Below are 24,005 nucleotides of genomic sequence, written 5' to 3'. Positions count from 1 at the left end.
GTCCCCGCCTAGTTGACTCGCGCCAGCAGGATGATGTCGACGCGCCGGTTCAGCGCGCGGTTCTGCGGGGTGTTGTTGGGGGCTACCGCTTCGGTATCGGCGCGGCCCTCGCTGATGAAACGGCCGGGCTTGTCGCTGACGGCGGCCAACAGGCGGACCACGCTGTCGGCACGGGCTTTGGAAAGATGCCAGTTGGAAGGAAATTGCAGGGTGTGGATCGGAACGCTGTCCGAATGGCCGGTGACCAGCACCCGGCCCTGGACGGTGTTGAGTTCTTTGCCGATCTGCGCTAGCAGTGGCAGAAAGGCCGGTTTGACGTTGGCGCTGCCCGAGTCGAACAGGCCGTCGCCGCGGATACGGACCGTGGTCTTGTCGGCATCTTCGAGGACATCGACCAAGCCCTGCCGAATCTGGGGATCGAGAAAAGTGCGCAAGTCGCGCGATACCCGGTTGAGATCGTTGAGAACCTGCGGTTTTGGCGTCGCGGGCGCCGCCGTCGCGCCGCCACGGCGGACCATGGCCACGGTATCCCCACGAATGCCGCCGAGCGCGGTCAGCACCGGGTCGGAGGCGCTGTTCAGCAGCCAGTTGAACAGCGCATAGGCGATCAGCAGCAGAGCGGCCGCCACCGCCGCCACCACCCATAACGGCACGTAGCGGATCAGTGGGTTGTGTTGGTTGAGGACGCCGCGCCAGTGTGGGGACAATTCCCGCTCGTATTCGCCGTGGGCGGTGCGGATGGCGTTGTAGGTGCGCTCCCGCTGTTCGTCCAGTCGGCTGCGGCCGTTATCCAGCAGCCGGTAGCGGCCTTGAAAACCGAAGGCCAGGCACAGATACATCAGTTCCAGTAGGTGGAGGTGCTTGCGCGGGTCGGGAAGGATGGCGTCGAGCAGCTCGAAGAATTTTTCGCCACCCCAGGTTTCGTTGTGAAAGGTGATCAGCAGGCTGTTCTCGCTCCATTCGCTGGCTCGGCCCCAGGGCGTGTTCAGCACCACCTCGTCCAGCGTGGTGCAGAGCACATAGCGAGCCCGGAACACGGTCTTTTCGTGGACGCCGGCGTTGCGGGCGTTGACGGTAAACGCTTTCATTTCCTCGATCATGCGTCGCCGCAAACGCTCGGGATCGGGATGCGAGTGGGTGTTCTTCAGGCGCATGATCAGGCTGAGCAGCGGCGCGGCGGCGGCTTCCAGCGGATTGAGTCCGACGCCGGCCGACACCGGAGCGGATTCGAGCCGCCGCCGGGCTGGGCGGAGCGGGGCGGCGGGGGTGGTGGGGATGGCGAAGGCGGGCCGGCACGCCGGCCGCCCGGCGCCGGCCGAATGATGGTGCGGTCGCCTTCGTCGCCGTCGGCGGCAAACGGATCGTCGATGGTCACGGTTCGTTACTCGTTTACTCTTTGATGGCCCAGAATGCCATGTCCAAGCCCGGGAACTCGCCGCCGACGTGGAAAGCGAAACCGCCCGAGGTGAGCACTTGTTTCCAGAATTCACTGCTGCGGTCGAGCCGGAAATAGATGAAATCGGCCTGATAGGGGATCTCGCGCGGCGCCACCGGCAGCGCGCTGACCCCGATGCCGGGCAAGTGGTGGTTGACGAACTGCGCGATGCGCTCGACTGGGCCGATTTTGACCTGGGTCGGGAAGCGGGTGCGCAGCAGGTCGGTCGCCATGTCGGCGCGGACCGCTAGAATGAAGGTGGCCTTGGTCAGCAGCGGGCGTTCGCGATCGGTGATGATGGCCACCCGGATGCCGTACTGGCGTTCTTCGATCGGAATGCGGATGGCCGCCTGCTCTTCGACCAGACTGAGCGAGCGGCGCAACTCGCCGATCAGGGCGCCGAAGGTTTTTTGCAGGTCGTCGTGGTCGTAGGCGGGGAACGGTGGTGGCCGGCGCTTGGTCTTACCGGTGAAGGTGGACATTTCGCCGGCCAGTTGCAGGGCGATCTGGTAGAACGTTTCCGGGTGCAGCCCCTGCATGGATGCCAGATGGGCGAACAGCGGTTCGAAGCGGTTGACGGTCTGCAAGCGCAGGAACTGGGCAATGTCCACGCCCGCGCCCCGCGCCGTGCCCGCCCCCGTCACTCGCTCAGCCAGGGCATCGCCGCGTTGGTGCAGCAGTCCAAGCACTTCGGTGGCGAAGCCGAGCAGCACCGGTACGCCGCGGCAGTCCAGGCAGGGCGGCAGGTAGTCGGGGTCCAGCACCACCGTCTGATCGGGGCGCTTTTCCTGCACCCGGGCGATGCCGATGCAGGTGTGCTCGCTGGAGTCGCGGGTGTCGAGGAACAGCCGTAGCCGGCGCTCGCCGGTTTCGACGAAGGCGCTGTTGTTGGCGGTGTCGACGTTGTTGTCCCGCACCTCGTGGGCCACGGCCCGGTAGCGGGCGGCGGTGTCTTGTTGCTGCTCGCCGCGTTCCACGTCGGCCATGCCGGTCCGCCGCAGCGGCAGGGCCAGCATGATCCGGGTATCGCGCACGTCGGCGTCGATCGCCAGCGGCGCGGGTGGCGGATCGTGGTCGGGAATGCTGAACGGTGTGCCGTCGGGTAACAGACCGGAAGCGGTGGTGATGGCGATTTTGCCCAGGGCCAGCGCCTCCCGATCCAGGGCTAGTTCGGCGATACCCCAGTCGTAGGGGCGCAGAGGGTGGCAGGATTGCCGGACCAAGGCTTCGAAATAGCGGTCTTGTTGTTGGAAGTGCTGGGGGCGTAGGAACATCCCCTCGGACCACACAACTTTACTGTACCAACTCATGGCGGAATCGCTCGTTGTATCGTTTCGTTAAGAGTGGGGGTCGCCGTTTTTTCTAAAGCCTAGCATTCAAACCGCGCAACGACAGCGGCGCTCGGATCGGGAACGCGAAGATCAGCGTTCACCCAACCGTTCTTCGTAGGCACGGGCGAATTCGTCGCCAAACAGTTCGTTGAAGTCGTCCTCGGCCTCCCGGGCGATGATCTGGTATTCGGTGGTGAACAGGTCCCAGTATTTGGCCTTGCGGTTGCCTGGCCAGATGTTGTCGAGCACGCTCTGTTCGAGCCGGGTTTCCAGGTTGCCCGGGTCGAACCTTTCGAGCAGACGGGTCAGGGCTGCCTGAATCCCGGCCATGACTGCCAGTTGGTGCGCCTTGATGTCGTTGAAGCCCTCGCGCACCGCCTGCACGGGCGACATATAGGCGTCTTTCTGCCGGACCAGCAACAGGGTCATCACCTGTTCGGGACTGAGCGGCGGTTGGCCTGGCGAGGTCTTGAGAGGGTTGTTTTCGACGGGACCGATGGTGGTGCGATGCAAGCGGAACTCGCCTTTGACATCGCCACGGGCCAGCAGAACTTCCACCAGACCCTGTACGGTTTCGCGGAAGATCTCGCCCAGGGTGCGCATGCACTCGGGCAGTTGTTCGGCCGTCAGTTTCAAGTGCGGCAGGCCAGCGCCCTCCAGAAAGGCCCGTATCAGGACATCGGTGTCCGGCCCGGCCGGTTGAGCCGGTTGAGCAGGAGGGCGGGGTTCGGGCCGCGCGTGGCTGTACGGGGGGTCGCGCTGGAGGTGGCGCGGGTATTTCCGGGGCAATCCGGCGGGGTTCGGGTGGCGGTGCGCTCGGTGGTTGTGGCGCGGGTTGGGCGGCGGGGGAAGGTGTCGACCACCAGTCTTCTGGGATCAGCGGTTCGGCGCTTTCCCCCGGACGTTCGCTGGCCACCGGCGGTATTTCCGGCGGCGCTTCCGGTGACGGTTCGAGGATATCGGGAAACGGTTGGGCTGGGGGTTCCAGCTCAGCCCGTGCCGCGGGCGGTTCGTCGATGGGCACCGGTCCGGGTTCGAACGGTGGGGGCAGTATTTCTGGAATCGGCGTGGCGACGGGCGGTGCTGGCGGCGTTTCGGGGATCAGCCTCGGCGGTTCGAAGGACGCCCGTTCCGGTTCCATCAAATCGGAAGGCGGTTCGGTGACCACCGCCTCCTTGCCCGGTTTCCCCGGCGCCTGGCGTAGGCCCAGACTGTCCCTGCCCTCGGCCATGATGTCGCCGAAGGAGGGTTTGATCATGCTGTCGGGACCGCCGCCCAATTCCGCGGTGCCGGCGGCGGGCATCAGGTCTGAAATCGGTACGGCCTCGGTGATCGGCCCTTCCGGTTGGATCGCTATTGGTTCGGCGGTTTCGGATGATAAGGCGACCGCGATCTCGTATTCGCCCAGCACGAAATGATCGCCATCCTTCAGCCTGACCATCTGGTTGCGGCCGACGCGCTGTTCGGAATCGTTGAGATAGACGCCGTTGGTGCTGGTGTCGGTCAGGAAATAACCGCCATCCTGATAATGGAGGGTGCAATGCCGTCCAGACAGGATGCGCTCCGGGTCTTGCAGGACCCAGTCGCTTTGCGCCGCCCGGCCGATGCTGATCGACCCACGGTCGAGCGTTTTGGTGGTTTCCTGACCGGGAGAGAGCCGCTGAAAGCTGGTGATGGTCAATCGCAAGGGCATAGCGCAATTTCCGTTGGCAGGGAGGTCCGCTTGTGGGGCATTTGGGCGGAGTTCATCAAACCAATCGCATAAGCTCATTAGATTTCAGTCTATACCGCCCAGGGTAATCGAGCCAAGCATGGCTATACTTGAAAATCGACAATCGATGAAAAGGCGCACGACCGATGAGTGTGATCGAAATCGAAGCATTGCTGAGCGATATTGCCGCCGATACGCCGTGCGGCGAGGATCTCGAATACGATCCCTTATTCGCCGAGATGGAAAAACTGGCTCAGGAAACGCCCGAGCGTCAGTACGGCGATACCATTATTCCGGCCGAGCCGCCTGATTGGCGCGGCGTCAAGAAAGCCGCCCTGAGCCTGCTGGAGCGTACCCGGGATCTACGGGTGGCGGTTTACCTGGCCCGAGCGTTGTTGCAGAGCGATGGCTTTCCGGGTTTCGCCGAGGGTTTGGCCCTGGTGGAAGGTCTGATCGAGCGCTACTGGGATGGGGTTTATCCGCTGCTCGACCCGGACGACAACAACGATCCGACCCTGCGGATCAACACCATCGTGGCGCTGTGCGATTCGGAAACCACCCTGCGCGACCTGCGGGAGACGCCGCTGGTCAGTTCCCGTGCCATAGGACGGTTCAGTCTGCGCGATGTTCAGGTCGCCACGGGTGTGCTGACGCCGGTGGTGGATGATGACGAAGAGCTGCCGACCCAGAGCCGACTCGACGCCGCGTTCCAGGATGCCGATCTGGAGGTGTTGCAGGCCACCACCGAAGCGGCCGCCGATGCCCGCGACCGGGTCGAGCGGATCGAAGCCGCCTTGACCGATCTGGTCGGGGTGACTCAGGCGCCGGACATGAGCGATCTGACCGGGGTTCTGAAGGAGATCCGGCAGGTATTGACGGAGCAACTGCAACGGCGCGGCGTGAGTTCAGCCGGCGAGACCGAGGGGCAAGGCGAGTCGGAGGACGGAGCGGCGTCTGGCGCAGTGGCGGGGCAGCGCTTGGTGGTGGGCGATATCGCCAGCCGCGAAGACGTAATTCGCATGTTGGATAAAATTTGCGACTACTTCTCTCGCTACGAACCCTCCAGCCCCGTACCGTTTTTGCTAAAACGTGCTAAGAATTTAGTCACGAAGGACTTCATGGAGATCATGCTCGATCTTGCACCGGGAGGGACCGAGCAGGCTAACCTGATTTTCGGCCTGCAGAGCGAAAGTTCCAGCGAATACGGCTGACGAGCCGAATCGCCGGATAAGGTAACAGATCACCCGCTTCCGAATTCCAGAGAGGTAATTTTCCGATGGCGATGAGCAGCCAGAAATTTATCGCCCGTAACCGGGCTCCGCGCGTACAGATCGAGTACGACGTTGAGGTGTACGGCTCGCAAAAGAAGGTGCAACTACCGTTCGTAATGGGCGTGATGGCCGATCTGTCCGGTAAGCCGGTCGATCCGCTGGCGCCAGTGGCCGATCGCAAGTTTCTCGATATCGACGTGGACAATTTCGATAGCCGCATGAAGGCCATGAAGCCGAGGGTGGCGTTCCGGGTTCCCAATTCGCTCACGGGCGAAGGGGAGCTGAGCTTGGATCTGACCTTCGAAAGCATGGACGATTTCTCCCCGGCCGCCGTGGCGCGCAAGGTCGATGCCCTCAATCAGTTGCTGCAGGCACGCCAGCAGCTCACCAACCTGATGACCTACATGGACGGCAAGACCGGCGCCGAGGATTTGATTGCCAAGGTGTTGAACGATCCGACCCTGCTGCAAGCCCTGGCGTCCGCGCCAAAACCCGAGGGCGAAGCGCCCGCCGCCGAGGAGTGATGAACCATGGCCGAAACCGACGCGAACGCCCAGGCCCAGCCCGAAGCCCAAACTGAAACAGTGGAAGCCAGCGAGTTTGGCTCGCTGCTGCAACGGGAATTCAAACCCAAGTCCGATCAGGCCAAGGAAGCGGTCGAGAGTGCCGTCCGCACGCTGGCCGAGCAGGCCCTGCAGCATACGACGCTGATTTCCAAGGATGTGCTCAAATCCATCGAGTCGATGATCGCCGCCATCGACCGCAAGTTGAGTGAACAGATCAACTTGATCATGCACCATCCGGATTTCCAGGAACTGGAAGGTGCCTGGCGCGGATTGAACTATCTGATTTTCAATACCGAAACCGACGAGATGTTGAAAATCCGGGTGATGAACATCTCCAAGAAGGAGTTGAGCAAGACCCTGAAGAAATACAAGGGAGTGGTCTGGGATCAGAGCCCGCTGTTCAAGAAGATCTACGAAGAAGAGTACGGCCAGTTCGGTGGTGAGCCGTTCGGTTGCCTGGTGGGCGACTATCACTTCGACCATAGCCCGCCCGATGTGGAATTGTTGCGGAGTATGGCCCAAGTCGCCGCTGCCTCGCACACGCCGTTCATCGCCGGCGCGTCCCCCACCGTGATGCAGATGGACTCCTGGCAGGAGTTGAGCAACCCACGAGACTTGACCAAGATTTTCCAAACGCCGGAATACGGGGGCTGGCGCGGGTTACGCGATTCCGAGGATTCGCGCTACATCGGTTTGGCGATGCCGCGGTTTTTGGCGCGGACACCCTACGGACCGAAGACCGATCCGGTCGAGGAGTTCGATTTCGAGGAGGAAGTGGAAGGCGGCGATCACAGCAAATACTGCTGGGCCAATTCGGCCTATGCGATGGCCACCAACATCACCCGAGCATTCAAGATGTATGGCTGGTGTACCCGGATTCGCGGCATCGAATCCGGCGGCGCGGTGGAGAACCTGCCGACCCATGTTTTCCCGACCGACGATGGCGGCGTGGACGCGAAGTGTCCGACCGAAATCGCCATCAGCGACCGGCGCGAAGCCGAGTTGGCCAAGAACGGTTTCATGCCGCTGATCCACAAGAAGAACAGCGACTTCGCGGCCTTCATCGGTGCCCAGTCGCTGCAAAAGCCCGCCGAGTACGACGATCCGGACGCCACCGCCAACGCCAATCTGTCGGCCCGTTTGCCCTACCTGTTCGCGACCTGCCGCTTCGCTCACTACCTGAAATGCATGGTGCGCGACAAGATCGGTTCGTTCAAGGAGCGCGATCAGTTGCAACTCTGGTTGCAGGAATGGATTTACAACTACGTGGACGGCAATCCCGCCATCTCCAGCGACGAGACCAAGGCCATGAAACCCTTGGCGGCCGCCGAGGTGGTGGTGGAGGAAGTGGAAGGCAATCCAGGCTACTACACCTCGAAGTTCTTCCTGCGCCCCCCACTATCAGTTGGAAGGGTTGACCGTGTCGTTGCGCCTGGTGTCCAAGTTGCCTTCGATCAAGGGAGGTTGAGGTCGAGAAAGCTGGTGAGCTGGACGGGTCAGAATGGGCTCCAGGGGTTCGATCTGATCCGTTCATCGGAGAAAAATGGAGGTAAGTTGTTCGAAAACAAGGAGTTGTGCTTTGGCACGTAAGGTGCAATACCTAGATCGACGACGGAACTTCCAGTCTTTTGAGCCCGAAGTCGGGCAGGAAAGGCACCGTTGCTCGCAGGGGCGGGGTAAACCGCCGGCAGTTTCCATACCCACATTGAGAGGATACGACCATGGCTGATGCATTTTTGAAAATTGGCGAAGTGAAGGGCGAGTGCAAGGACCACGAGTTCAAGGAATGGATTGAAGTGCTGAGCTGGAGCTGGGGTGCCAGCCAGATGGGCACCGCCGGGCACGGTACCGGCTTGGGCGCCAGCAAGGTGCAGATGCAGGACTTCAGCTACACCATGCATTTTTGCGCTGCTTCACCCGAACTGCTGCTGTCGTGCTGCTCGGGTCACCACTACCCCGAGGCCACCCTGGTGATGCGCAAGCCGACCGGCAAGGACGGTGGGCAGAAGAAATTCCTGGAGTTCAAGTTCAAGGACGTGCTGGTCAGCAGTTACCAGACCGGTGGCAGCGAAGGTTCTGGCCTGCCGATCGAGAGCCTGTCGCTGAACTTCACCAACATGACCCAGGAATACTTCACCCAGGATGAGAAAGGTGCGACCAAATCGGCTGGCAAGGCCGGTTGGGATGTCAAGACCAACAAGAAGGTCTAACGGCTGGCGCATTCTTCCGGGGCCAAGACGCGGATTCCGCGCATTCGGATGTTCCTTCGATCCGGGTGCGCGGTATTTTTTCATTCCCAAGCAGCGGGACAAGCCGTTTATGCAAGCCGAGCAAAGTTTACGCGAAGGCCGTTTGCAGGAAGCTTTGGCTGAATTGCAGGCGCAGGTGCGCAAGGAACCCGCCAACGCCAAATACCGCATCTTTCTGTTTCAGTTGCTGGCGGTGCTGGGTCAATGGGAGCGGGCATCGAACCAGTTGAACGTGCTGGAGGAGATGGATCCCGAGTCCCTGCCGATGGTGCAGACCTACCGCGAAGCCCTCCGCTGCGAGTTGCTACGTGCCGAGGTGTTCGCCGGTCGCCGGTCGCCGCTGATCTTCGGTGACCCCGAGCCTTGGATGGCATTGTTGCTGGAGGCGTTGCAGTTGACCGCCGGTGGTCATCATGCCCAAGCCCAGACGGCCCGCGACCAGGCGTTCGAGGGCGCGGCGACGACGTCGGGAACGCTGGACGGCCAGCCGTTCGAGTGGCTCGCCGATGCCGACCCGCGGTTGGGGCCGATGCTGGAGGCCGTCATCAACGGTCGCTACTACTGGGTTCCATGGCAGCGGATCCGCACGCTCGCGCTCGAACAGCCCAGCGATCTACGCGACTATGTCTGGATGCCCGCCGGCTTTACCTGGGCCAACGGCGGCGAAGTCGTAGGCCTGATTCCGTCGCGCTATCCCGGCTCGCAGGCCAGCGCCGATCCACAGGTACAACTGGGTCGCAGAACCGAATGGTTGGAGCAGGAGAGTGGGATCTATTTGGGTATTGGCCAGCGTATGTTGGCCACCGAGCAAAACGAATATCCGTTGCTCGATATTCGACGGATCGATCTGGTCGTTCCGGAAACCGCGCCACCGGTGATCACTGGCTCCGACGATGGCTGAACTCACGCCCAGGGAGCGACTGCAACCTTCGCTGTTGGATCGTCTGACCGACGACGAACCGGACCAGTCGCAGGAGTCGCGCGAGAAGCGGGTGTTGTCCACGAACCGTCTGCGCGAGTGCGTGCTGCGCGATCTGGCCTGGTTGTTCAACGCCAGCCGGATGCCGGATGACAGCGACATCGAGCGTTATCCCTTCGCCGCCCGGTCGACCATCAATTTTGGCTTGCCGCCGCTGGCCGGGGTGACGGCCCGTAGCCTGGACGTCGATGGACTGGAGCTGATCCTGCGTCAGGTGATTCTGGATTTTGAACCGCGCATCCTGCGCAATTCGTTGCGGGTGCGCGCGTCGTTCACCGAGGAGCGCATGAGCCATAACGCCTTGACCTTCGAGATCGAAGGGGGAGTTGTGGGGGCAGCCCATGCCCATACAATTGTACTGGAAGACCGAGATCGACCTGGAAAGTGGTCAGGTCAAGGTCGAGGAAGCCAGTCGGACGAGGGAGCACTGATGGATCCTCGCCTGCTCGAATACTACAACCGGGAACTCCAGCACCTACGTGAGCTGGGTGGGGAATTCGCCCGCGAGTTCCCGAAGATCGCCGGGCGGTTGGGGTTGGAGGGGTTCGAGTGCGCCGATCCCTACGTCGAGCGGTTGCTGGAGGGTTTCAGCTTCCTGGCGGGGCGGGTGCAGCTCAAGATGGACGACGAGTTCCCGCGATTCACCCAGCATTTGCTGGAGATCGTCTACCCGCACTATCTAGCGCCGACGCCGTCGATGCTGGTGGCCCGTTTCCAGCCGGACCCGACCGAAGGCGCGCTCGAACAAGGGTTCGTGATTCCTCGCGACAGCCAATTGCACAGCCAGCTCGGCAAGGGCGATCAGACGCCCTGCGAGTACCGGACCGCCCATGACGTGACGCTGTGGCCGTTGGAACTGACCGAAGCGCAGTATTTTGCCGGCAAGGAACCGGTGGCGCAGCTCGATCTACCGGATCTGGCCAAGGTCCGCGCCGGTATCCGGCTGCGGCTGCGCACGACACTGCCGGGCCTGCTTTTCAGCAAGCTGGTGCTGACCCAGTTGCCGCTGTACCTGCACGGTAGCGAAACCGTGCCGGCTCGGCTGTACGAACAATTGCTATCCAACGTGGTAATGATGGTGGCGCGGCCCGGCCGGAGGCCGGCACCCTGGCACGAGGTCGTGGCCCGAAACCAAATTCGGCGGCTCGGCTTCGAAGACGAGCAGGCGCTGCTACCCCGCACGCCGCCCTCGTTTCAGGGTTACCGACTGTTGCACGAGTATTTTTCCTTCCCACAACGCTATTTGTTCGTGGAATTGGGCGGCTTGGGGCCGGCGGTGCGCCGCTGTACGGATCAAGAATTGGAAGTGCTGATCCTGCTCAACCGTGCCGATCCGGTGCTGGAAAACGTGGTGGCGGCGGAAAATTTCGCCCTGTTCTGCGCGCCCGCGATCAATCTGTTTCCCAAGCGGGCCGATCGCATTCACTTGAGCGATCAGGTGGCCGAGCATCACCTGGTGCCGGATCGGACCCGGCCGATGGATTTCGAGGTCTACCAGGTCACTGGGGTTACCGGTATCGGCCCCGAAGGCGAAGAGCAGGATTTCCTGCCGTTCTATGCCAGCTACGATCGGATTGACCAGCGCCAACAGCGCTCCTATTACACCATGCACCGGTTGCCGCGGTTGCTGTCCAGGCAGCAGCGGCGCGATGGGCCGCGCTCAAGTTATGTGGGCAGCGAAGTCTTCCTGTCGCTGGTCGATGCCGACGAGGCACCGTATCGCGGCAACATGCGGCAATTGGCGGTCACCACCTGGTGCACCAACCGTGACCTGCCCCTGCTCATGCCGATCGGGCGGGGTGACACCGACTTCACATTGGCCTCCGGGGCACCGGTCGGCGCCGTGCGCTGTGTGGCCGGACCCACTCGGCCGTGGCCTTCCCACGCTCACGGCGACACCGCTTGGCGGCTGATCAGCCATCTGTCCCTGAACTATCTGTCGTTGGCCGATACCGACGCCCGGCAGGGCGCCGTGGCGTTGCGGGAGTTGCTGGCGCTGTATGGCAACCTGGCGGAAATGACTGTTCGCCGACAGGTCGATGGTGTTTGTTCGGTGCGGGCCACACCGGTGACCCGGCGCGCGCCGATTCCAGGCCCGATCGCCTTCGCTCGCGGCCTGGAGGTGACCGTGACCTTAGACGAAGCCGCCTTCGAAGGGGTGGGTATCTTGTTGTTGGGCGCGGTGCTGGAGCAGTTTTTCGCCAAGTACGCTTCCATCAATTCCTTCACCGAAACGGTCGTTAGATCGACCGAGCGGGGCGAGATCATCCGATGGCCAGCCCGGATCGGACGCAGGCACACACTGTAGCCCTGTTCGAGGCGCTACAGCGCAAGCCGTATGCCTTCCATTTTTTCCAGGCGCTGCGGCGACTGGAATGTCTGTACCGTGAGAAACCTCGGCTGGGCAAGGCGACCCGGCTGAGCGACGATCCCGTGCGTCTGGCGCAGGAGCCGTCGCTGGCCTTCGCGCCGGCCACGTTGGCGGCCTTCGATCCAGGTGGCGACGACCGGCCACCGCGTCTGTTCGAATATTTTCTGGGGCTGTTTGGCCCGCACGGACCGTTGCCGCTGCATCTGACCGAATACGCGCGTGATCGGTCACGTAATCTCCACGACCGGACCTTCGCCTGGTTTGCCGATATCTTTCACCACCGGATGCTGTGCCTGTTTTACCGGGCCTGGGCGGATACCCAGCCGACCGTCAGCTTCGACCGGCCGGAAACCGACCGCTTCAATGTCTATGTCGGTGCCTTGTGCGGTTTGGGTATGCCGTCGCTGTGGAATCGGGACGCGGTGCCGGATCTGGCCAAGTTNCATTACGCCGGCCGCTTGGTCAGCCAGACTCGTAACCCCGAGGGCTTGCAAGCGATCCTGGCGGATTTCTTCAAGCTGCCGGTGACGGTCGAGAGCTTTGTCGGGCACTGGTTGCCGCTTTCCGAGGCCAGCCGCTGCCGCTTGGGGGAAACCCCGGATACCGGCTTGCTGGGGATGACGGCGGTGATCGGCGAGCGGGTGTGGGACTGCCAGCACAAGTTTCGGGTCGTCATGGGGCCGATGGGCTTGGCGGAATTTCAGCGCTTTTTGCCCGGTAGCGCCAGTTTGCGGCGGTTGGTCGACTGGGTGCGCAACTACGTCGGTGACGAACTGCTGTGGGATGTCAATCTGATCCTCCGCAAGGAAGAAGTACCGCCACTGCGATTGGGCGAGGGGTCGCAGTTGGGCTGGACCACTTGGCTGACCAGCCAGCCGCCGGATCGCGACGTCGATGATCTCAAGCTGGATGCCATTATCTACTGTACCTGATCTTGAGGTGAGGGGTTAAAGGCGACGGGTTAGGGGTGAGCGGTAAAAGGGCCGCCCGGTTGGCGACCCCCCTCATTCTTGACCCTGATCTTTCTCCCTTGGCCTTGCCTGTTGACCTGTCAATGCCGCTGGGAGTTTGAACCTATGGCCGAAATCAGTCGCGTCACCGCATTCGGTAAGCTAAACAGTCTGGGCTATAAAGCCATCGAAAGTGCCACCGTTTTCTGCAAGCTGCGCGGTAATCCTTATGTGGAACTGGTGCACTGGCTGCATCAGATCCTGCAATTGCAGGATTCGGACCTGCACCGGATCATCCAACACTTCAGTTTGAATCCATCGCGGCTGGCCAAGGATTTTACCGAAGCACTGGACCGGTTGCCGCGCGGCTCGACTTCAATTTCCGACCTGTCCTCCCATGTCGATGCGGCGGTGGAAAACGGCTGGGTGTGCGCGACCTTGATGTTCAAGGACAGCCAAGTGCGCACCGGGTACCTGCTGGTCGGGATGCTGCGGACACCGGACTTGCGCAACGTGCTGCTGGCCATCTCGCGCGAATTCGACAAGATCAAGCTGGACGAACTGGGCGACCGGTTTAACGATATCGTCGCCGCTTCGCCGGAGACCGGGTTGCGCGCCTCGGATGGTTCTCAGGTCGGTGGTGGCGCGGCGCCCGGCGAGGCCAGCGAAGCTGTGGCGCCAGCACAGATGGGCAAACAGGAAGCCTTGCAACGCTTTTCGGTGGATCTGACCGAACGGGCGCGCAAGGGCGAACTGGACCCCATCGTCGGCCGTGACGAGGAAATCCGCCAGATCGTCGATATTCTGATGCGCCGCCGCCAGAACAACCCGATCCTGACCGGCGAGGCCGGCGTGGGCAAGACGGCGGTGGTGGAGGGGTTCGCTCAGCGCATCGCGTCCGGGGACGTGCCGCCGCCGCTCAAGGACGTGACGTTGCGGGTGCTGGATGTGGGTCTGCTGCAAGCCGGTGCCAGCATGAAAGGCGAGTTCGAGAATCGGCTTCGGCAAGTGATCGACGAAGTGCAATCCTCGCCCAAGCCGATCATTTTGTTCATCGACGAGGCGCACACCCTGATTGGCGCCGGTGGCGCGGCCGGCACCGGCGACGCCGCCAACCTGCTCAAACCAGCTTTGGCGCGCGGTAAATTACGCACCATCGCCGCCACCACCTGGGCCGAGTACAAGAAGCATATCGAGAAAGACCCTGCGCTGACCCGCCGCTTCCAAGTGGTGCAGGTCGGCGAGCCCAGCGAAGAGAAGACCATCCTGATGATGCGTGGCATGGCCTCGACCATGGAGCAGCATCACCGGGTGCTGATTCTCGACGAAGCGCTGGAGGCGGCGGTCAAGCTGTCGCATCGTTACATCCCGGCCCGGCAGTTACCGGACAAGGCGGTCAGCCTGCTGGATACCGCCAGCGCCCGGGTGGCGATCAGTCTGCACGCAGTGCCGGCCGAGGTCGAGGATTGCCGCCGCCGCATCGAAGGGCTGAACACCGAACTGGAGATCATCGGTCGCGAAACGGCGGTCGGCATCGATACCGCTCAGCGTCAGGCCGACGCCACCGAGAAGTTACAGGCCGAGCAGGTACGATTGGGAGAACTGGAGGCCCGTTGGCAGGAAGAAAAAGGCGTGGTCGATCAGATCCTGGAGCTGCGCGCCAAGTTGCGCGGTGACGGTGGCGCGGTCGATACCGCCGCCGTGGCCGAACCCGATCCAGAACGGCAGACTTGGTTGGCGGAGCTGAAGGATCTCCAAGGCCGATTGCACGAATTGCAGGGCGAAACACCGCTGATCCTACCCAGCGTGGACGCTCAGGCGGTGGCGTCGGTGGTCGCCGACTGGACCGGCATTCCGGTCGGGCGCATGGTCAAGAACGAAATCGAAACCGTGCTCAAGCTGGCCGACATCATCAACCGCCGCATCATCGGCCAGCGTCACGCCCTGGACATGATTGCCCGGCGGATTCAGACCTCGCGCGCCGCATTGGACAACCCCAGCAAGCCGATTGGCGTGTTCATGTTGGCCGGCCCGTCCGGGGTGGGCAAGACCGAGACGGCGTTGGCGCTGGCCGAGGCGCTGTACGGCGGTGAGCAGAACGTCATCACCATCAACATGAGCGAGTTCCAGGAAGCGCACACCGTTTCCACTCTCAAGGGTGCGCCGCCGGGCTATGTCGGTTACGGCGAGGGCGGGGTGCTGACCGAGGCGGTGCGTCGCCGACCCTACAGCGTGGTGCTGCTGGACGAGGTGGAAAAGGCCCATCACGACGTGCATGAAATCTTCTTCCAGGTGTTCGACAAGGGGTGGATGGAAGACGGCGAGGGGCGGCACATCGATTTCAAGAACACCCTGATCCTGCTCACCACCAACGTCGGTACCGATTTGATCATGGGCATGTGCAAGGACCCGGATTTGCTGCCCGACCCCGAGGGCTTGGCCAAGGCATTGCGGGAACCGTTGCTCAAGGTATTTCCGCCGGCGCTGCTGGGGCGGTTGGTGACGATTCCCTATTACCCGCTCAGCGACGAGATGATCGGCGATATCGTCCGCCTGCAACTGGGTCGGATTCAGAAGCGGGTTTTGGCAAACCACAAGGTTCCGTTCGACTACGACGACGAGGTGGTGAAGCTGATCGTCAGCCGCTGCACGGAGCTTGATAGTGGTGGCCGGATGGTGGACGCCATTTTAACCAACACCGTGTTGCCCGCGATCAGCCAGGAATTTTTGAATCGGATGGTGGAAGGCCAGCCGGTTTCACGGGTGCGGATTAAGGTGATAGATGGCGAGTTTGGTTTCGAGTTCGAGTAAGAAAAGCAGGCTGAAGTGAACCGGTCCAGAATAAGCGGCAGGGATTCATTCTGGACCGGTTATCGATTCTTATATGGTTGGTTGGCATGAAAATATCATATTGAATAGGGATTGAATTGGATTGGCATTGATCGTGCGTATTCCGAATACGAGATTGGTGATTCATGTATTAAAGTAGCGATCAATCAAGGGGAACTTATTATGGTAACTCTGGGATTTTATGTTGGGGGCGTATCGGCGTCCTTGCTTGGGGCTACGGAGGATTCAGCGTTCGCACATGTGGTGGTGGGGCACTTCAAGTCCAGCACATTCTATTTCAATACATGTGGCGAAGTCATGAAGAGTGGTGACACTGGATTTGGTAAATTACAGAATAAAATCCTCCACTACGGCTGGATGAGCTGCAACACCCAGGTGAATGGAGTCAACCTTGCCCTTGATAAGGAAGGAAGGGCGCTACCGCTAAACCTGGTCGGTAAGTTCATCGAAATCAAGGTCGATTGCGGTACAACGTTCGCTAGTTGGGAGCGTGTAAATACGGTGTTTAAAGTGACCGAGATGGGGAAAGATGGCAACAAAGGAAAGGTGCTTTTCGAGTTTGATGGAATGATGAAAATCTGGGCGGGAAAAATGAGCTCTGATGTTGAAATCTCGGGTGTGCTCAAGCCACTTACGGGCAAGGTGGCAGAGAACGTAGCCCTACAAGTCATCAATGCCGATGCGTCTAGGCTCTAGCATAGAGCGGCGGTTTTTTTTTGTTTGAGCCTTGAATAAAACCGACGCCGAGGAATAAAAAAATCATGATGCAAGCCCATGATTTTGAGCTTTTTGACAGCAATCAGCAGTCCTGTACCGTCATATTCAAATGGACCGGTGTCTACGCGGGATTTTTCAAGAATGACCGGTTGTTCGACAGGTTTGGACGTTATCTGGGCTGGTGCGATGCCCAAGGTTCCGTGTGGAAGTATGACGGAGAATGGCTCGGTCATGTCGTTGAACAGAATTACTTAGCGCGCGACCTGCGGGCGTTGTCCCAGCGGCGACCGCCCCAGGTGCCCCCGGTACCGGCTCAGCCGCCGATGCCACCCACGCCGCGAGTAGCGCGGGCAGTACGGCCGAACTGTTGCGACCCACTGGAAGCTTTGCTGCGGATGCCGGCGTCGGAGGAATTGATTGGCGAGTGGTGTTCCGACGATGAAATCCTGCGGTTGAGCGAGGACGGATCTTTTCAGTGGACGGCGATGGAATCGACAACGAATGCCGTCGGCCACTGGGAATTGCGTGGACCGGAGTTACTGCTGTGCTGGGAAGACATCGAAGAACCGGAACGGATGTACTGGGTGATCGAATTCAGCGGGGATTCGCTGTTGCTGCGCTGGATGAGAAAAACCGGTCGCAGCCTGCCCTTTTGGTTGCATCGCCGGGCTGTTCAACCGGACATTCGGGACGACGCCGATGAATCGCAAGCAACGTAGGGCGCTCAGCGGCGCGGCGCGGTCGGATGCTCCCGCCAACGAAGCACAACGGGTCGAGCAGGCGATTGCCCTGCACCGGCAGGGGCAACTCGATGCGGCGGAAGCGCTTTATCGCCAGATACTGCGCCGGAATCCGCGGCAGGTCGACGCCCTGCATTTTTTGGGGGTGCTCGCCGCGCAGCGGCATGAAAACGATGGCGCCGTCAAGCTGATCCGCCAAGCGCTCGAACTGAACCCGCGCTATGCGGACGCCCATAACAACCTGGGCAACGTGCTGGCCGCCATGGAGCGCTTCGACGAGGCGGCGACGGCCTATCGCCAGGCCATCGAACTGGCGCCTGGTAATTTCGGTGCTCACTGCAATCTCGGCATCATGCTACGGCGGTCTGGCCGGTTCGAGGAAGCGGTGGCTGCTTGCCAGCAGGTGCTCGCCCTGAATCCGCGACTGGCGGAGGTTCATCTCAATTTGGGCAAGGCGCTGGTCGAGCTGGAACGCCATGAAGAAGCGATGGCCGCGTTCCGCGAGGCGATTCGCCTGCGACCCGGCCATGCGTCCGCCTACAAGAGTCTGGGTATGCTGTTGTACCGGCTCAATCGTAGCGAGCAAGCCGCCGAGCTGTTTCGGGGTTGGCTGGAGCAGGACCCGACCAACCCGGTTGCTCGACATCTGCTGGCGGCCCATTCCGGGCACGCCGCGCCAGCGCGGGCGGCGGACGATTATGTCCAGGAACTGTTCGACGGCATGGCCGACAGCTTCGACGACCATTTGCATCGGCTGGACTATCGGGCGCCGGACTTGATTGCTGGGGAAATCGGTACGACGCTGGGCGTGCCGACCCGGTCGCTGGAGGTGTTGGATGCCGGTTGCGGCACGGGGCTTTGTGGGCCGCTGTTGCGTCCTTACGCCAGCCGCTTGATCGGAGTCGATTTGTCGCCGCGCATGGTGGAGCGCGCGCGGACACGGAGGGATTACGACGAATTGGCGGTCGCGGAGTTGACCGCATTCCTCGCCGCCCGGCCAGCGTCCCATGACCTGATCGTGTCGGCGGATACGCTGGTTTATTTTGGCGATCTACGGCCGGTGTTGGCCGCCGCCGCCGCCGCCCTGCGACCCGAGGGTTGGCTGGCGTTTACCGTGGAGCGTGGCGAGGAGGGAGGAACGGAGGAATTCCGGCTCGATCGCAGCGGTCGCTACCAGCATGCCGAAGCCTATTTGCGCCGAGAACTGGTCCAGGCCGGCATGGTGGTCGAGACGCTGGAAACCGTGGAGTTGCGTCTGGAAGGCGGCCATCCGGTCGTCGGGTTCCTGGTGCTGGCGCGCAAGCCATGACCGGCGGCGCGGGCGGAAGCATGATCGAAGCAAGCTTGAGGAGATACCTGTGAACGGCAATGACGACAAGTCCAAGGCCTTTGACGATGCCCTGCGGTCCTCGGTGGTGGCCGGATGGTTTGATCAGGCGATGACGCAGCATCGTCAGGGCAATCTGACCCAGGCGCAGGTCTTTTACCAGCGGGTGCTCGATGCCCAGCCGGATCACCCGGAGGCATTGAATTTCCTTGGAATTCTCATGCAGCAACGGGGTCAGTCGACTCAAGCGGAACAATTCATTCGTCGGGCCATCCGCAGCACGCCCGATTATGCGGCGGCGTATACCAATCTGGGCAACGTACTGATCGTCCAGAAGCGCTACGAAGATGCCATCGCCGCCTACCGGCAAGCGACCATTTACAGAGCGGACGAAGTGGAAGCTTGCGTGAATATGGGCGCGGTGCTCAGGGGGTTGGGGCGGCTGCCGGAAGCACTGGAGGCGTACCGTCAGGCCAGCGAGCGACGCCCCGCAAGCGCTGAAATTCACCACCGCCTCGGTCTGGTGCTGGCCGAGTTGGGACAGCTTGAAGAAGCGATTGTCGCTCAGGAGGCCGCGCTGCGCTGCGACGCCGGCCACGAGGCGGCGATCGAACAGTTGGGTGGTTTGCTGCATCGCATGGGACGCTCCGAGGACGCGCGGATGGTGCTGGGCAATGCGGTGTTTCAGTTGGGAGATAGCAAGGCCGCGCTGAATTTGCTGCAATTCTGGTTGCGGTTGATGCCGGACGATCCGATCGCCCAGCATCGCTTGGCGGCCTGGTTCGGACAAGATCAAGCACCGGCGCGCGCTTCCGACGCTTACGTGACTTATCTGTTCGATCGGTATGCGGAAGGGTTCGACCAACATTTGGTGCAGGAGTTGAACTATCAGGCGCCGGCGGTCATCGCGGAGCGGATCGCCGAACTGCTGGGGGCGCCCGCCGCCTGTCTGGATGTTCTGGACGCCGGTTGCGGCACCGGTTTGTGCGCGCCGCTGTTGCATCCTTATGCCCGCCATCTGGTCGGTGTGGATCTATCGCCGCGCATGTTGGACAAGGCACGCGAGCGGGGTGGTTACGATGAGCTGATCGTCGCCGAGCTGACCGCGTTTCTGGCGACGCGGCCTCAAGCCTACGACCTGATCGTTTCGGCCGATACGCTGGTGTACTTCGGGGCGTTGGAAGCGGTTTTCACCGCCGCCGCCGCTGCCTTGCGCCCTGGTGGCTGGCTGGCGTTTACGGCGGAAGCCGCGACGGGAGATGCACCGCCGGGCGGATTTCGCATCAATCACAGTGGTCGTTATAGCCATGCGGCCGAGTATTTGCGGCAGGCCTTGGCGGAAGCGGGCTTGGAAATCCGTTCGATGACGACGGCTACGTTGCGGTGGGAATGCGACCAACCCATGATGGGTTATGTGGTGCTAGCCAGCCAGCCCGTCATCTCGATCAGCTAAGCGCTGGATTCTTGTCGTCGGCAAGGCTATCTTGACAAGCTCTCGGCGCGCGTGGCGGCCGGCGAGTCGCCGGCCGCCACGCGCTGCCCTTTTCCATCCCGAGGAGGCGGTCTTGATGGTCGAGTTCGATGACGTGCGACAGTTGGTCGGCGAAATATTGCAGTTGGGAGATCGGGTCACGCGGCTCGGCCCGGATACGCCGCTGCTGGGGAGCATCCCGGAGTTCGACTCGATGACGGTGGTCACCTTGATCCATGCTCTGGAGCAGCAGTTCGATATTCAGGTTGCCGACGACGAGATTAGCGCCGAGAGCTTCGAAACCTTGGGCAAGGTTCACGAATTCGTCCGCGACAAGGCTACGGCGAGGAGTTGAGGATCGTCGTTGCCGCCGGGCGGGCGGCGGACCCATTCCACTGTGTCGCTAGAAACTCGGGAAGCCTTTGTTCCAGCCAATATTCCGCTCGCCACGGCCAGCGCCCGGCAACGAAGCCGACATGGCCGCCTCGCGAGCTGAGTTCCATCTGTACGCAAGGCGATAGTTCGCTGGCATCCGGCACCGCTTCCGGCCGCATGAAAGGGTCGTCCAGGGCATGCAGGATGAGTGTTGGCACACGGATACGTCGCAGGTAAGGGCGGCAACTGGCTTGGGCGTAGTAATCGTGAACGCCGGTATAACCATGCAAGGGCGCGGTGATCCGGTCATCGAAGGAATGGAAATCTCGCAGCGTCGTCAGTTCGTCCAAGGGTACGGGTGCATCCGAGCGATGCTGGAATTTGTTGCGGTAGCTTGTTTTCAGCGCGCGCAACAGATGTGCTTGGTAAAGCCGCGAAAAACCCTGGTTTAGTCGCCGCGCGGTGATATCGAGTACGAATGGAACCGATACCGCCGCCGCTGTGTGTAAGGGGTTGTCGGCTCCGGTTTCCCCCAACCACTTGAGCAGGGCATTGCCGCCCAGCGAGTAGCCGATGGCGGCCAAGGGCACGGTTGTTTCCTTTTGGCGCAGCCGGGTTGCCACATGGTCGATGTCGGCGGTATCGGCGGCGCAGTAGCCGCGCGCCAGCCGGTTGGGCTGGCCGCCGCGACCGCGAAAGTGCATCACCACCGCCCGCCAGCCGCGCCGGGCGATGGCCGCCAGTAGGCCAAGCGCGTAATGAGAAGCGCTGGAGCCTTCCAGACCGTGCAGGATCAGCACGATCGGTCCCTGTCCGCTGGGGAGCCAGTCCAGATCCAGAAAGTCGCCATCGGGCAATTCCAGGCGTTCACGCCGTAGGGGCACCCGAGGTCGGCGTCGACACAGCACCGGCCACAGCGTTTGAGCGTGCGGGCCGGGCAACCACCATGCCGGGTCATAGTCAGTGGGTTGCATGGCGGCGATGATCGGATCGTGAGAGGAGAGGGAAGAGCGATCGGCTTGGCGCCAGTAGCCGAGGTGGGGGTTAAAGGCACGGCTGACGACCCAACGCGATTTGATGAAGCCGATGCGGTACCCGAGACAATCCAGCGCTGCCAGGCTCGTCTCGGGTTCGCTCAAGCGGTCGCTCAGAAAGAGTAACCTGAAGTGATCTGGGGCGCGGCCTGTCCGTCGCCGCGCCCTAACGCGCTAGCAGCGGTTCATTCAGGTTGCGCCAACTCCTCTTCCTCGACTGCGTCCGGGGTGGCGGATGCCAGCGGTTTCGCGGCCGGTTCCGCCAGCGGTTCTTCCCCGATCGTTGTATCGGCCAGCAGCTCACCCAGGGCGGTTGTGGTCAGCACCGGTTCCGGCGGTGGTTCCGGACGCAGCACCAAGCCACCCAGCGGCGGCACGGTGATGGTGATCGAGTACGGGTGCTCCATCCACGGCCGTTCCTCGGCGATCAGGTCGATCCCACCGTTACCGACGCCGCTTCCGGCGTAATAGTGGGAGTCGGAGTTGAAAATTTCCGTGTAACGGCCCGCTCGCGGTACGCCGATGCGGTAGCTTTGGCGCGGGACCGGGGTAAAATTGACCACGACCACCAAGAAATCGTCATCCTTTTTGCGCTGATAACTCAGGATGGATTGCTCGGCGTCGTGACAGTCGATCCATTCGAAACCTTGCCATTCGAACTCGTAGTGATGCAGCACCGGATCGCTGTGATAAAGCCGATTCAAGTCGGTGACCAACTGCTTTAAACCCCGGTGGAAATCGTACTCCAACACCCACCAGTCGATGGGGTTGGCGCTGTTCCACTCGTTGCCCTGGCCGAACTCGGTACCCATGAACAGCAGTTTCTTACCGGGGTGGGTGAACATGTAGAGATAGAGCAGCCGCAGGTTGGCGAAGCGCTGCCATTCGTCGCCCGGCATCTTGTTCAGCATCGAGCCCTTGCCATGCACCACTTCGTCGTGCGAGAACGGTAGCATGAAATTCTCGGTGAAGCAGTACAGCATGCTGAAGGTCAGCAGGTCATGGTGATATTTGCGATGGATCGGATTTTGCGCCATGTAGCGCAGGGTATCGTTCATCCAACCCATGTTCCATTTCATGCTGAAGCCTAGCCCGCCTAGGTAGGTCGGTCGGGTGACCTGCGGCCAGGAGGTGGATTCCTCGGCGATGACCATCGCGCCGGGGTGTTCGCTGTGAACCACCGTATTCAGCTCGCGCATGAAATCGATGGCTTCCAAGTTCTCGCGCCCGCCGTATTTGTTGGGAATCCACTCGCCTTCCTTGCGTGAATAATCGAGATACAGCATCGAGGCGACCGCATCCACCCGCAGACCGTCGAGATGGAACTCCTCGATCCAGTACAGGGCGCTGGACAGTAGGAAGTTCTTCACCTCGTAGCGACCGAAGTTGAAGATCAGGGTACCCCAGTCGAGATGTTCGCCCTTGCGGGGATCGGTGTGCTCGTACAGCGCCTCGCCATCGAAGCGGGCCAAACCGGAAGCGTCCTTGGGGAAGTGCGCCGGCACCCAATCGAGGATCACGCCGACATCGTGTTGGTGGCAGTAATCCATGAAATAGCGGAAATCGTCCGGGGTGCCGAAGCGGCTGGTCGGGGCGTAGTAGCCGGTGGTTTGATAACCCCAGGAGGCATCGTAGGGATGCTCGGTGATCGGCAGCAGCTCGATGTGACTGAAACCGGTTTCCTTGACGTATTCCACCAACTGGTGCGCCAGTTCCCGATAATTCAGGAACTCGCCTTCCGGCCCGCGCCGCCACGAGCCGATATGGACCTCGTAGATGGACATCGGTTGATGCAGCCAGTCGGATTTCTTGCGCCGTTCCAGCCAGTCGGCATCGCGCCAAGCATAGGTGGTGGGCTTGGTGACGATGGTGGCGGTGCTGGGACGCAGCTCGAACTGTTGGCCGTAGGGATCGGATTTCAGCATGATCGCGCCGCTATTGCGGTTGCGGATCTCGAACTTGTACAGATCGCCCGGGCTTACGTTGGGGATGAACAGCTCCCATACGCCGCTGCCGCCGCGTACCCGCATGGGGTGGATTCGACCGTCCCAGCGGTTGAAATTGCCGACCACGCTGACCCGTTCGGCGCTGGGTGCCCACACCGCGAACAGTACGCCGGCCACACCGTCCGCCTCGTGCCGGTGCGCGCCCAGGAAGCGGTAGGAATGCCAGTGCTTGCCCTCGCCGAACAGGTAGAGGTCGAAATCGGGCAACTGGGGCGGAAAGCAGTAGGGATCGTGGGAGATATGCTCGTGGTGGTCACCATCGCGCCAGATCAACCGGTAGCGCTCCGGAACTTGATCGACCTTGCCCTGCCACTCGAACAGATCGGTGTTGGGAATCCGCTCCAGCGGCAGGTTGCCTTCGGCGATGTGCACTTCCTGGGCGTAGGGCAAATGGGCGCGCACCACGACTTTCTTGTCTTGCGGGTGGCGGCCCAGCACGGCGAACGGATCGTGATGGCGGGCTTCGATAATGCGTTGCAGTTCGGGTTGGAGTTTCGGGCTCGTCACGTGGTGCATCCTTATTAGTGTTGACGGTTTTTGGGCCATGCCCGGCGGTGGCTGGACTCCAGCCGCAAAACCGGACAACAACGCGTGAACGAAAATCGCGCGTTGCGCGGAATCG

General features: G+C 61.6%; 17 protein-coding genes and 2 pseudogenes. 13 read left to right on the top strand and 6 right to left on the bottom strand.

Features of this window, described 5'->3' with window-relative positions:
• Positions 1-8 precede the first annotated feature (8 nt).
• From icmH to tagH (E4P82_RS23425), 4 genes and pseudogenes are all read right to left on the bottom strand, one after another.
• The gene (gene icmH / locus E4P82_RS00435) at positions 9-1,490 is read right to left on the bottom strand and encodes a type IVB secretion system protein IcmH/DotU (RefSeq protein WP_420887045.1); all 1,482 of its coding nucleotides are present in this window, start codon (positions 1,488-1,490) and stop codon (positions 9-11) included.
• A complete protein-coding gene (gene tssK / locus E4P82_RS00430; protein WP_169247056.1) occupies positions 1,390-2,745 on the bottom strand; it encodes a type VI secretion system baseplate subunit TssK in 1,356 nt (451 codons plus the stop codon). Before tssK ends, icmH begins: the two co-directional genes overlap by 101 nt.
• Positions 2,746-2,856: 111 nt before the next feature.
• Positions 2,857-3,555 carry a type VI secretion system-associated FHA domain protein TagH gene (gene tagH / locus E4P82_RS22660; protein ID WP_169247055.1) on the bottom strand — a complete coding sequence of 233 codons (699 nt, stop codon included), beginning with the start codon at positions 3,553-3,555 and terminating at the stop codon, positions 2,857-2,859.
• 166 nt (positions 3,556-3,721) lie between these two features.
• Positions 3,722-4,459: pseudogene (gene tagH, locus E4P82_RS23425) on the bottom strand (type VI secretion system-associated FHA domain protein TagH); the annotation flags it as partial.
• 164 nt (positions 4,460-4,623) lie between these two features.
• Here tagH (E4P82_RS23425) and tssA point away from each other — a divergent pair.
• The 13 genes and pseudogenes from tssA to E4P82_RS00350 all read left to right on the top strand — a co-directional run bounded on the left by tssA (position 4,624) and on the right by E4P82_RS00350 (position 20,323).
• A complete protein-coding gene (tssA, locus tag E4P82_RS00415; RefSeq protein ID WP_169247054.1) occupies positions 4,624-5,688 on the top strand; it encodes a type VI secretion system protein TssA in 1,065 nt (354 codons plus the stop codon).
• Between the two features lie 65 nt (positions 5,689-5,753).
• Positions 5,754-6,272, top strand: a complete 519-nt coding sequence (tssB, locus tag E4P82_RS00410; protein WP_169247053.1) for a type VI secretion system contractile sheath small subunit — start codon at positions 5,754-5,756, stop codon at positions 6,270-6,272.
• 6 nt (positions 6,273-6,278) lie between these two features.
• A pseudogene (tssC, locus tag E4P82_RS00405) lies at positions 6,279-7,782 on the top strand (type VI secretion system contractile sheath large subunit).
• Between the two features lie 253 nt (positions 7,783-8,035).
• The gene (locus E4P82_RS00400; RefSeq protein WP_169247052.1) at positions 8,036-8,524 is read left to right on the top strand and encodes an Hcp family type VI secretion system effector; all 489 of its coding nucleotides are present in this window, start codon (positions 8,036-8,038) and stop codon (positions 8,522-8,524) included.
• Positions 8,525-8,633: 109 nt separating this feature from the next.
• A complete protein-coding gene (locus tag E4P82_RS00395) occupies positions 8,634-9,464 on the top strand; it encodes a type VI secretion system accessory protein TagJ (protein ID WP_169247051.1) in 831 nt (276 codons plus the stop codon).
• A complete protein-coding gene (gene tssF, locus E4P82_RS00385) occupies positions 9,457-11,850 on the top strand; it encodes a type VI secretion system baseplate subunit TssF (protein ID WP_312913647.1) in 2,394 nt (797 codons plus the stop codon). The genes E4P82_RS00395 and tssF overlap by 8 nt, the downstream gene beginning before the upstream one ends.
• Positions 11,814-12,845 (top strand): type VI secretion system baseplate subunit TssG, encoded by a 1,032-nt coding sequence (gene tssG, locus E4P82_RS00380; protein ID WP_169247049.1) that lies wholly within the window; start codon positions 11,814-11,816, stop codon positions 12,843-12,845. The genes tssF and tssG overlap by 37 nt, the downstream gene beginning before the upstream one ends.
• Before the next feature lie 144 nt (positions 12,846-12,989).
• Positions 12,990-15,674: a type VI secretion system ATPase TssH gene (gene tssH / locus E4P82_RS00375; protein WP_169247048.1), complete on the top strand. Its 2,685-nt coding sequence runs from the start codon at positions 12,990-12,992 to the stop codon at positions 15,672-15,674.
• Between the two features lie 111 nt (positions 15,675-15,785).
• Positions 15,786-16,409 (top strand): hypothetical protein, encoded by a 624-nt coding sequence (locus E4P82_RS00370; RefSeq protein WP_169247047.1) that lies wholly within the window; start codon positions 15,786-15,788, stop codon positions 16,407-16,409.
• 65 nt (positions 16,410-16,474) lie between these two features.
• Positions 16,475-17,149, top strand: coding sequence for a 4-fold beta flower protein (locus E4P82_RS00365; RefSeq protein WP_169247046.1), 675 nt, complete (start codon positions 16,475-16,477; stop codon positions 17,147-17,149).
• The gene (locus E4P82_RS00360) at positions 17,130-18,479 is read left to right on the top strand and encodes a tetratricopeptide repeat protein (RefSeq protein ID WP_169247045.1); all 1,350 of its coding nucleotides are present in this window, start codon (positions 17,130-17,132) and stop codon (positions 18,477-18,479) included. Before E4P82_RS00365 ends, E4P82_RS00360 begins: the two co-directional genes overlap by 20 nt.
• Before the next feature lie 49 nt (positions 18,480-18,528).
• Positions 18,529-19,950, top strand: coding sequence for a tetratricopeptide repeat protein (locus tag E4P82_RS00355; RefSeq protein ID WP_169247044.1), 1,422 nt, complete (start codon positions 18,529-18,531; stop codon positions 19,948-19,950).
• 115 nt (positions 19,951-20,065) lie between these two features.
• Positions 20,066-20,323 carry an acyl carrier protein gene (locus E4P82_RS00350; protein WP_169247043.1) on the top strand — a complete coding sequence of 86 codons (258 nt, stop codon included), beginning with the start codon at positions 20,066-20,068 and terminating at the stop codon, positions 20,321-20,323.
• Here the strand turns inward: E4P82_RS00350 and E4P82_RS00345 are convergent.
• Together E4P82_RS00345 and glgB are read right to left on the bottom strand one after the other, a co-directional pair.
• Entirely contained in the window at positions 20,307-21,317 is a 1,011-nt protein-coding gene (locus tag E4P82_RS00345) for a hydrolase (protein ID WP_169247109.1), read from the bottom strand. The genes E4P82_RS00350 and E4P82_RS00345 overlap by 17 nt on opposite strands.
• Before the next feature lie 245 nt (positions 21,318-21,562).
• Positions 21,563-23,899 carry a 1,4-alpha-glucan branching protein GlgB gene (gene glgB, locus E4P82_RS00340; protein WP_169247042.1) on the bottom strand — a complete coding sequence of 779 codons (2,337 nt, stop codon included), beginning with the start codon at positions 23,897-23,899 and terminating at the stop codon, positions 21,563-21,565.
• Positions 23,900-24,005: the final 106 nt, after the last annotated feature.

It is taken from the genome of Candidatus Competibacter phosphatis, assembly GCF_012939995.1.
In the GTDB taxonomy this organism is placed as follows: Bacteria; Pseudomonadota; Gammaproteobacteria; order Competibacterales; family Competibacteraceae; genus Competibacter; species Competibacter phosphatis.
Note: the sequence above shows the minus strand (reverse complement) of the source record. Positions and strands in the feature narration are given on the sequence as shown.

Coding starts and splice junctions, on each gene's coding strand:
- E4P82_RS00350 (WP_169247043.1), top strand. CDS start 20,066: ATGGTCGAGTTCGATGACGTGCGACAGTTGGTCGGCGAAATATTGCAG.
- E4P82_RS00345 (WP_169247109.1), bottom strand. CDS start 21,317: ATGCAACCCACTGACTATGACCCGGCATGGTGGTTGCCCGGCCCGCAC.
- tssH (WP_169247048.1), top strand. CDS start 12,990: ATGGCCGAAATCAGTCGCGTCACCGCATTCGGTAAGCTAAACAGTCTG.
- tssF (WP_312913647.1), top strand. CDS start 9,457: ATGGCTGAACTCACGCCCAGGGAGCGACTGCAACCTTCGCTGTTGGAT.
- E4P82_RS00360 (WP_169247045.1), top strand. CDS start 17,130: ATGAATCGCAAGCAACGTAGGGCGCTCAGCGGCGCGGCGCGGTCGGAT.
- tssA (WP_169247054.1), top strand. CDS start 4,624: ATGAGTGTGATCGAAATCGAAGCATTGCTGAGCGATATTGCCGCCGAT.
- tssB (WP_169247053.1), top strand. CDS start 5,754: ATGGCGATGAGCAGCCAGAAATTTATCGCCCGTAACCGGGCTCCGCGC.
- E4P82_RS00365 (WP_169247046.1), top strand. CDS start 16,475: ATGATGCAAGCCCATGATTTTGAGCTTTTTGACAGCAATCAGCAGTCC.
- E4P82_RS00400 (WP_169247052.1), top strand. CDS start 8,036: ATGGCTGATGCATTTTTGAAAATTGGCGAAGTGAAGGGCGAGTGCAAG.
- tssK (WP_169247056.1), bottom strand. CDS start 2,745: ATGAGTTGGTACAGTAAAGTTGTGTGGTCCGAGGGGATGTTCCTACGC.
- glgB (WP_169247042.1), bottom strand. CDS start 23,899: ATGCACCACGTGACGAGCCCGAAACTCCAACCCGAACTGCAACGCATT.
- E4P82_RS00395 (WP_169247051.1), top strand. CDS start 8,634: ATGCAAGCCGAGCAAAGTTTACGCGAAGGCCGTTTGCAGGAAGCTTTG.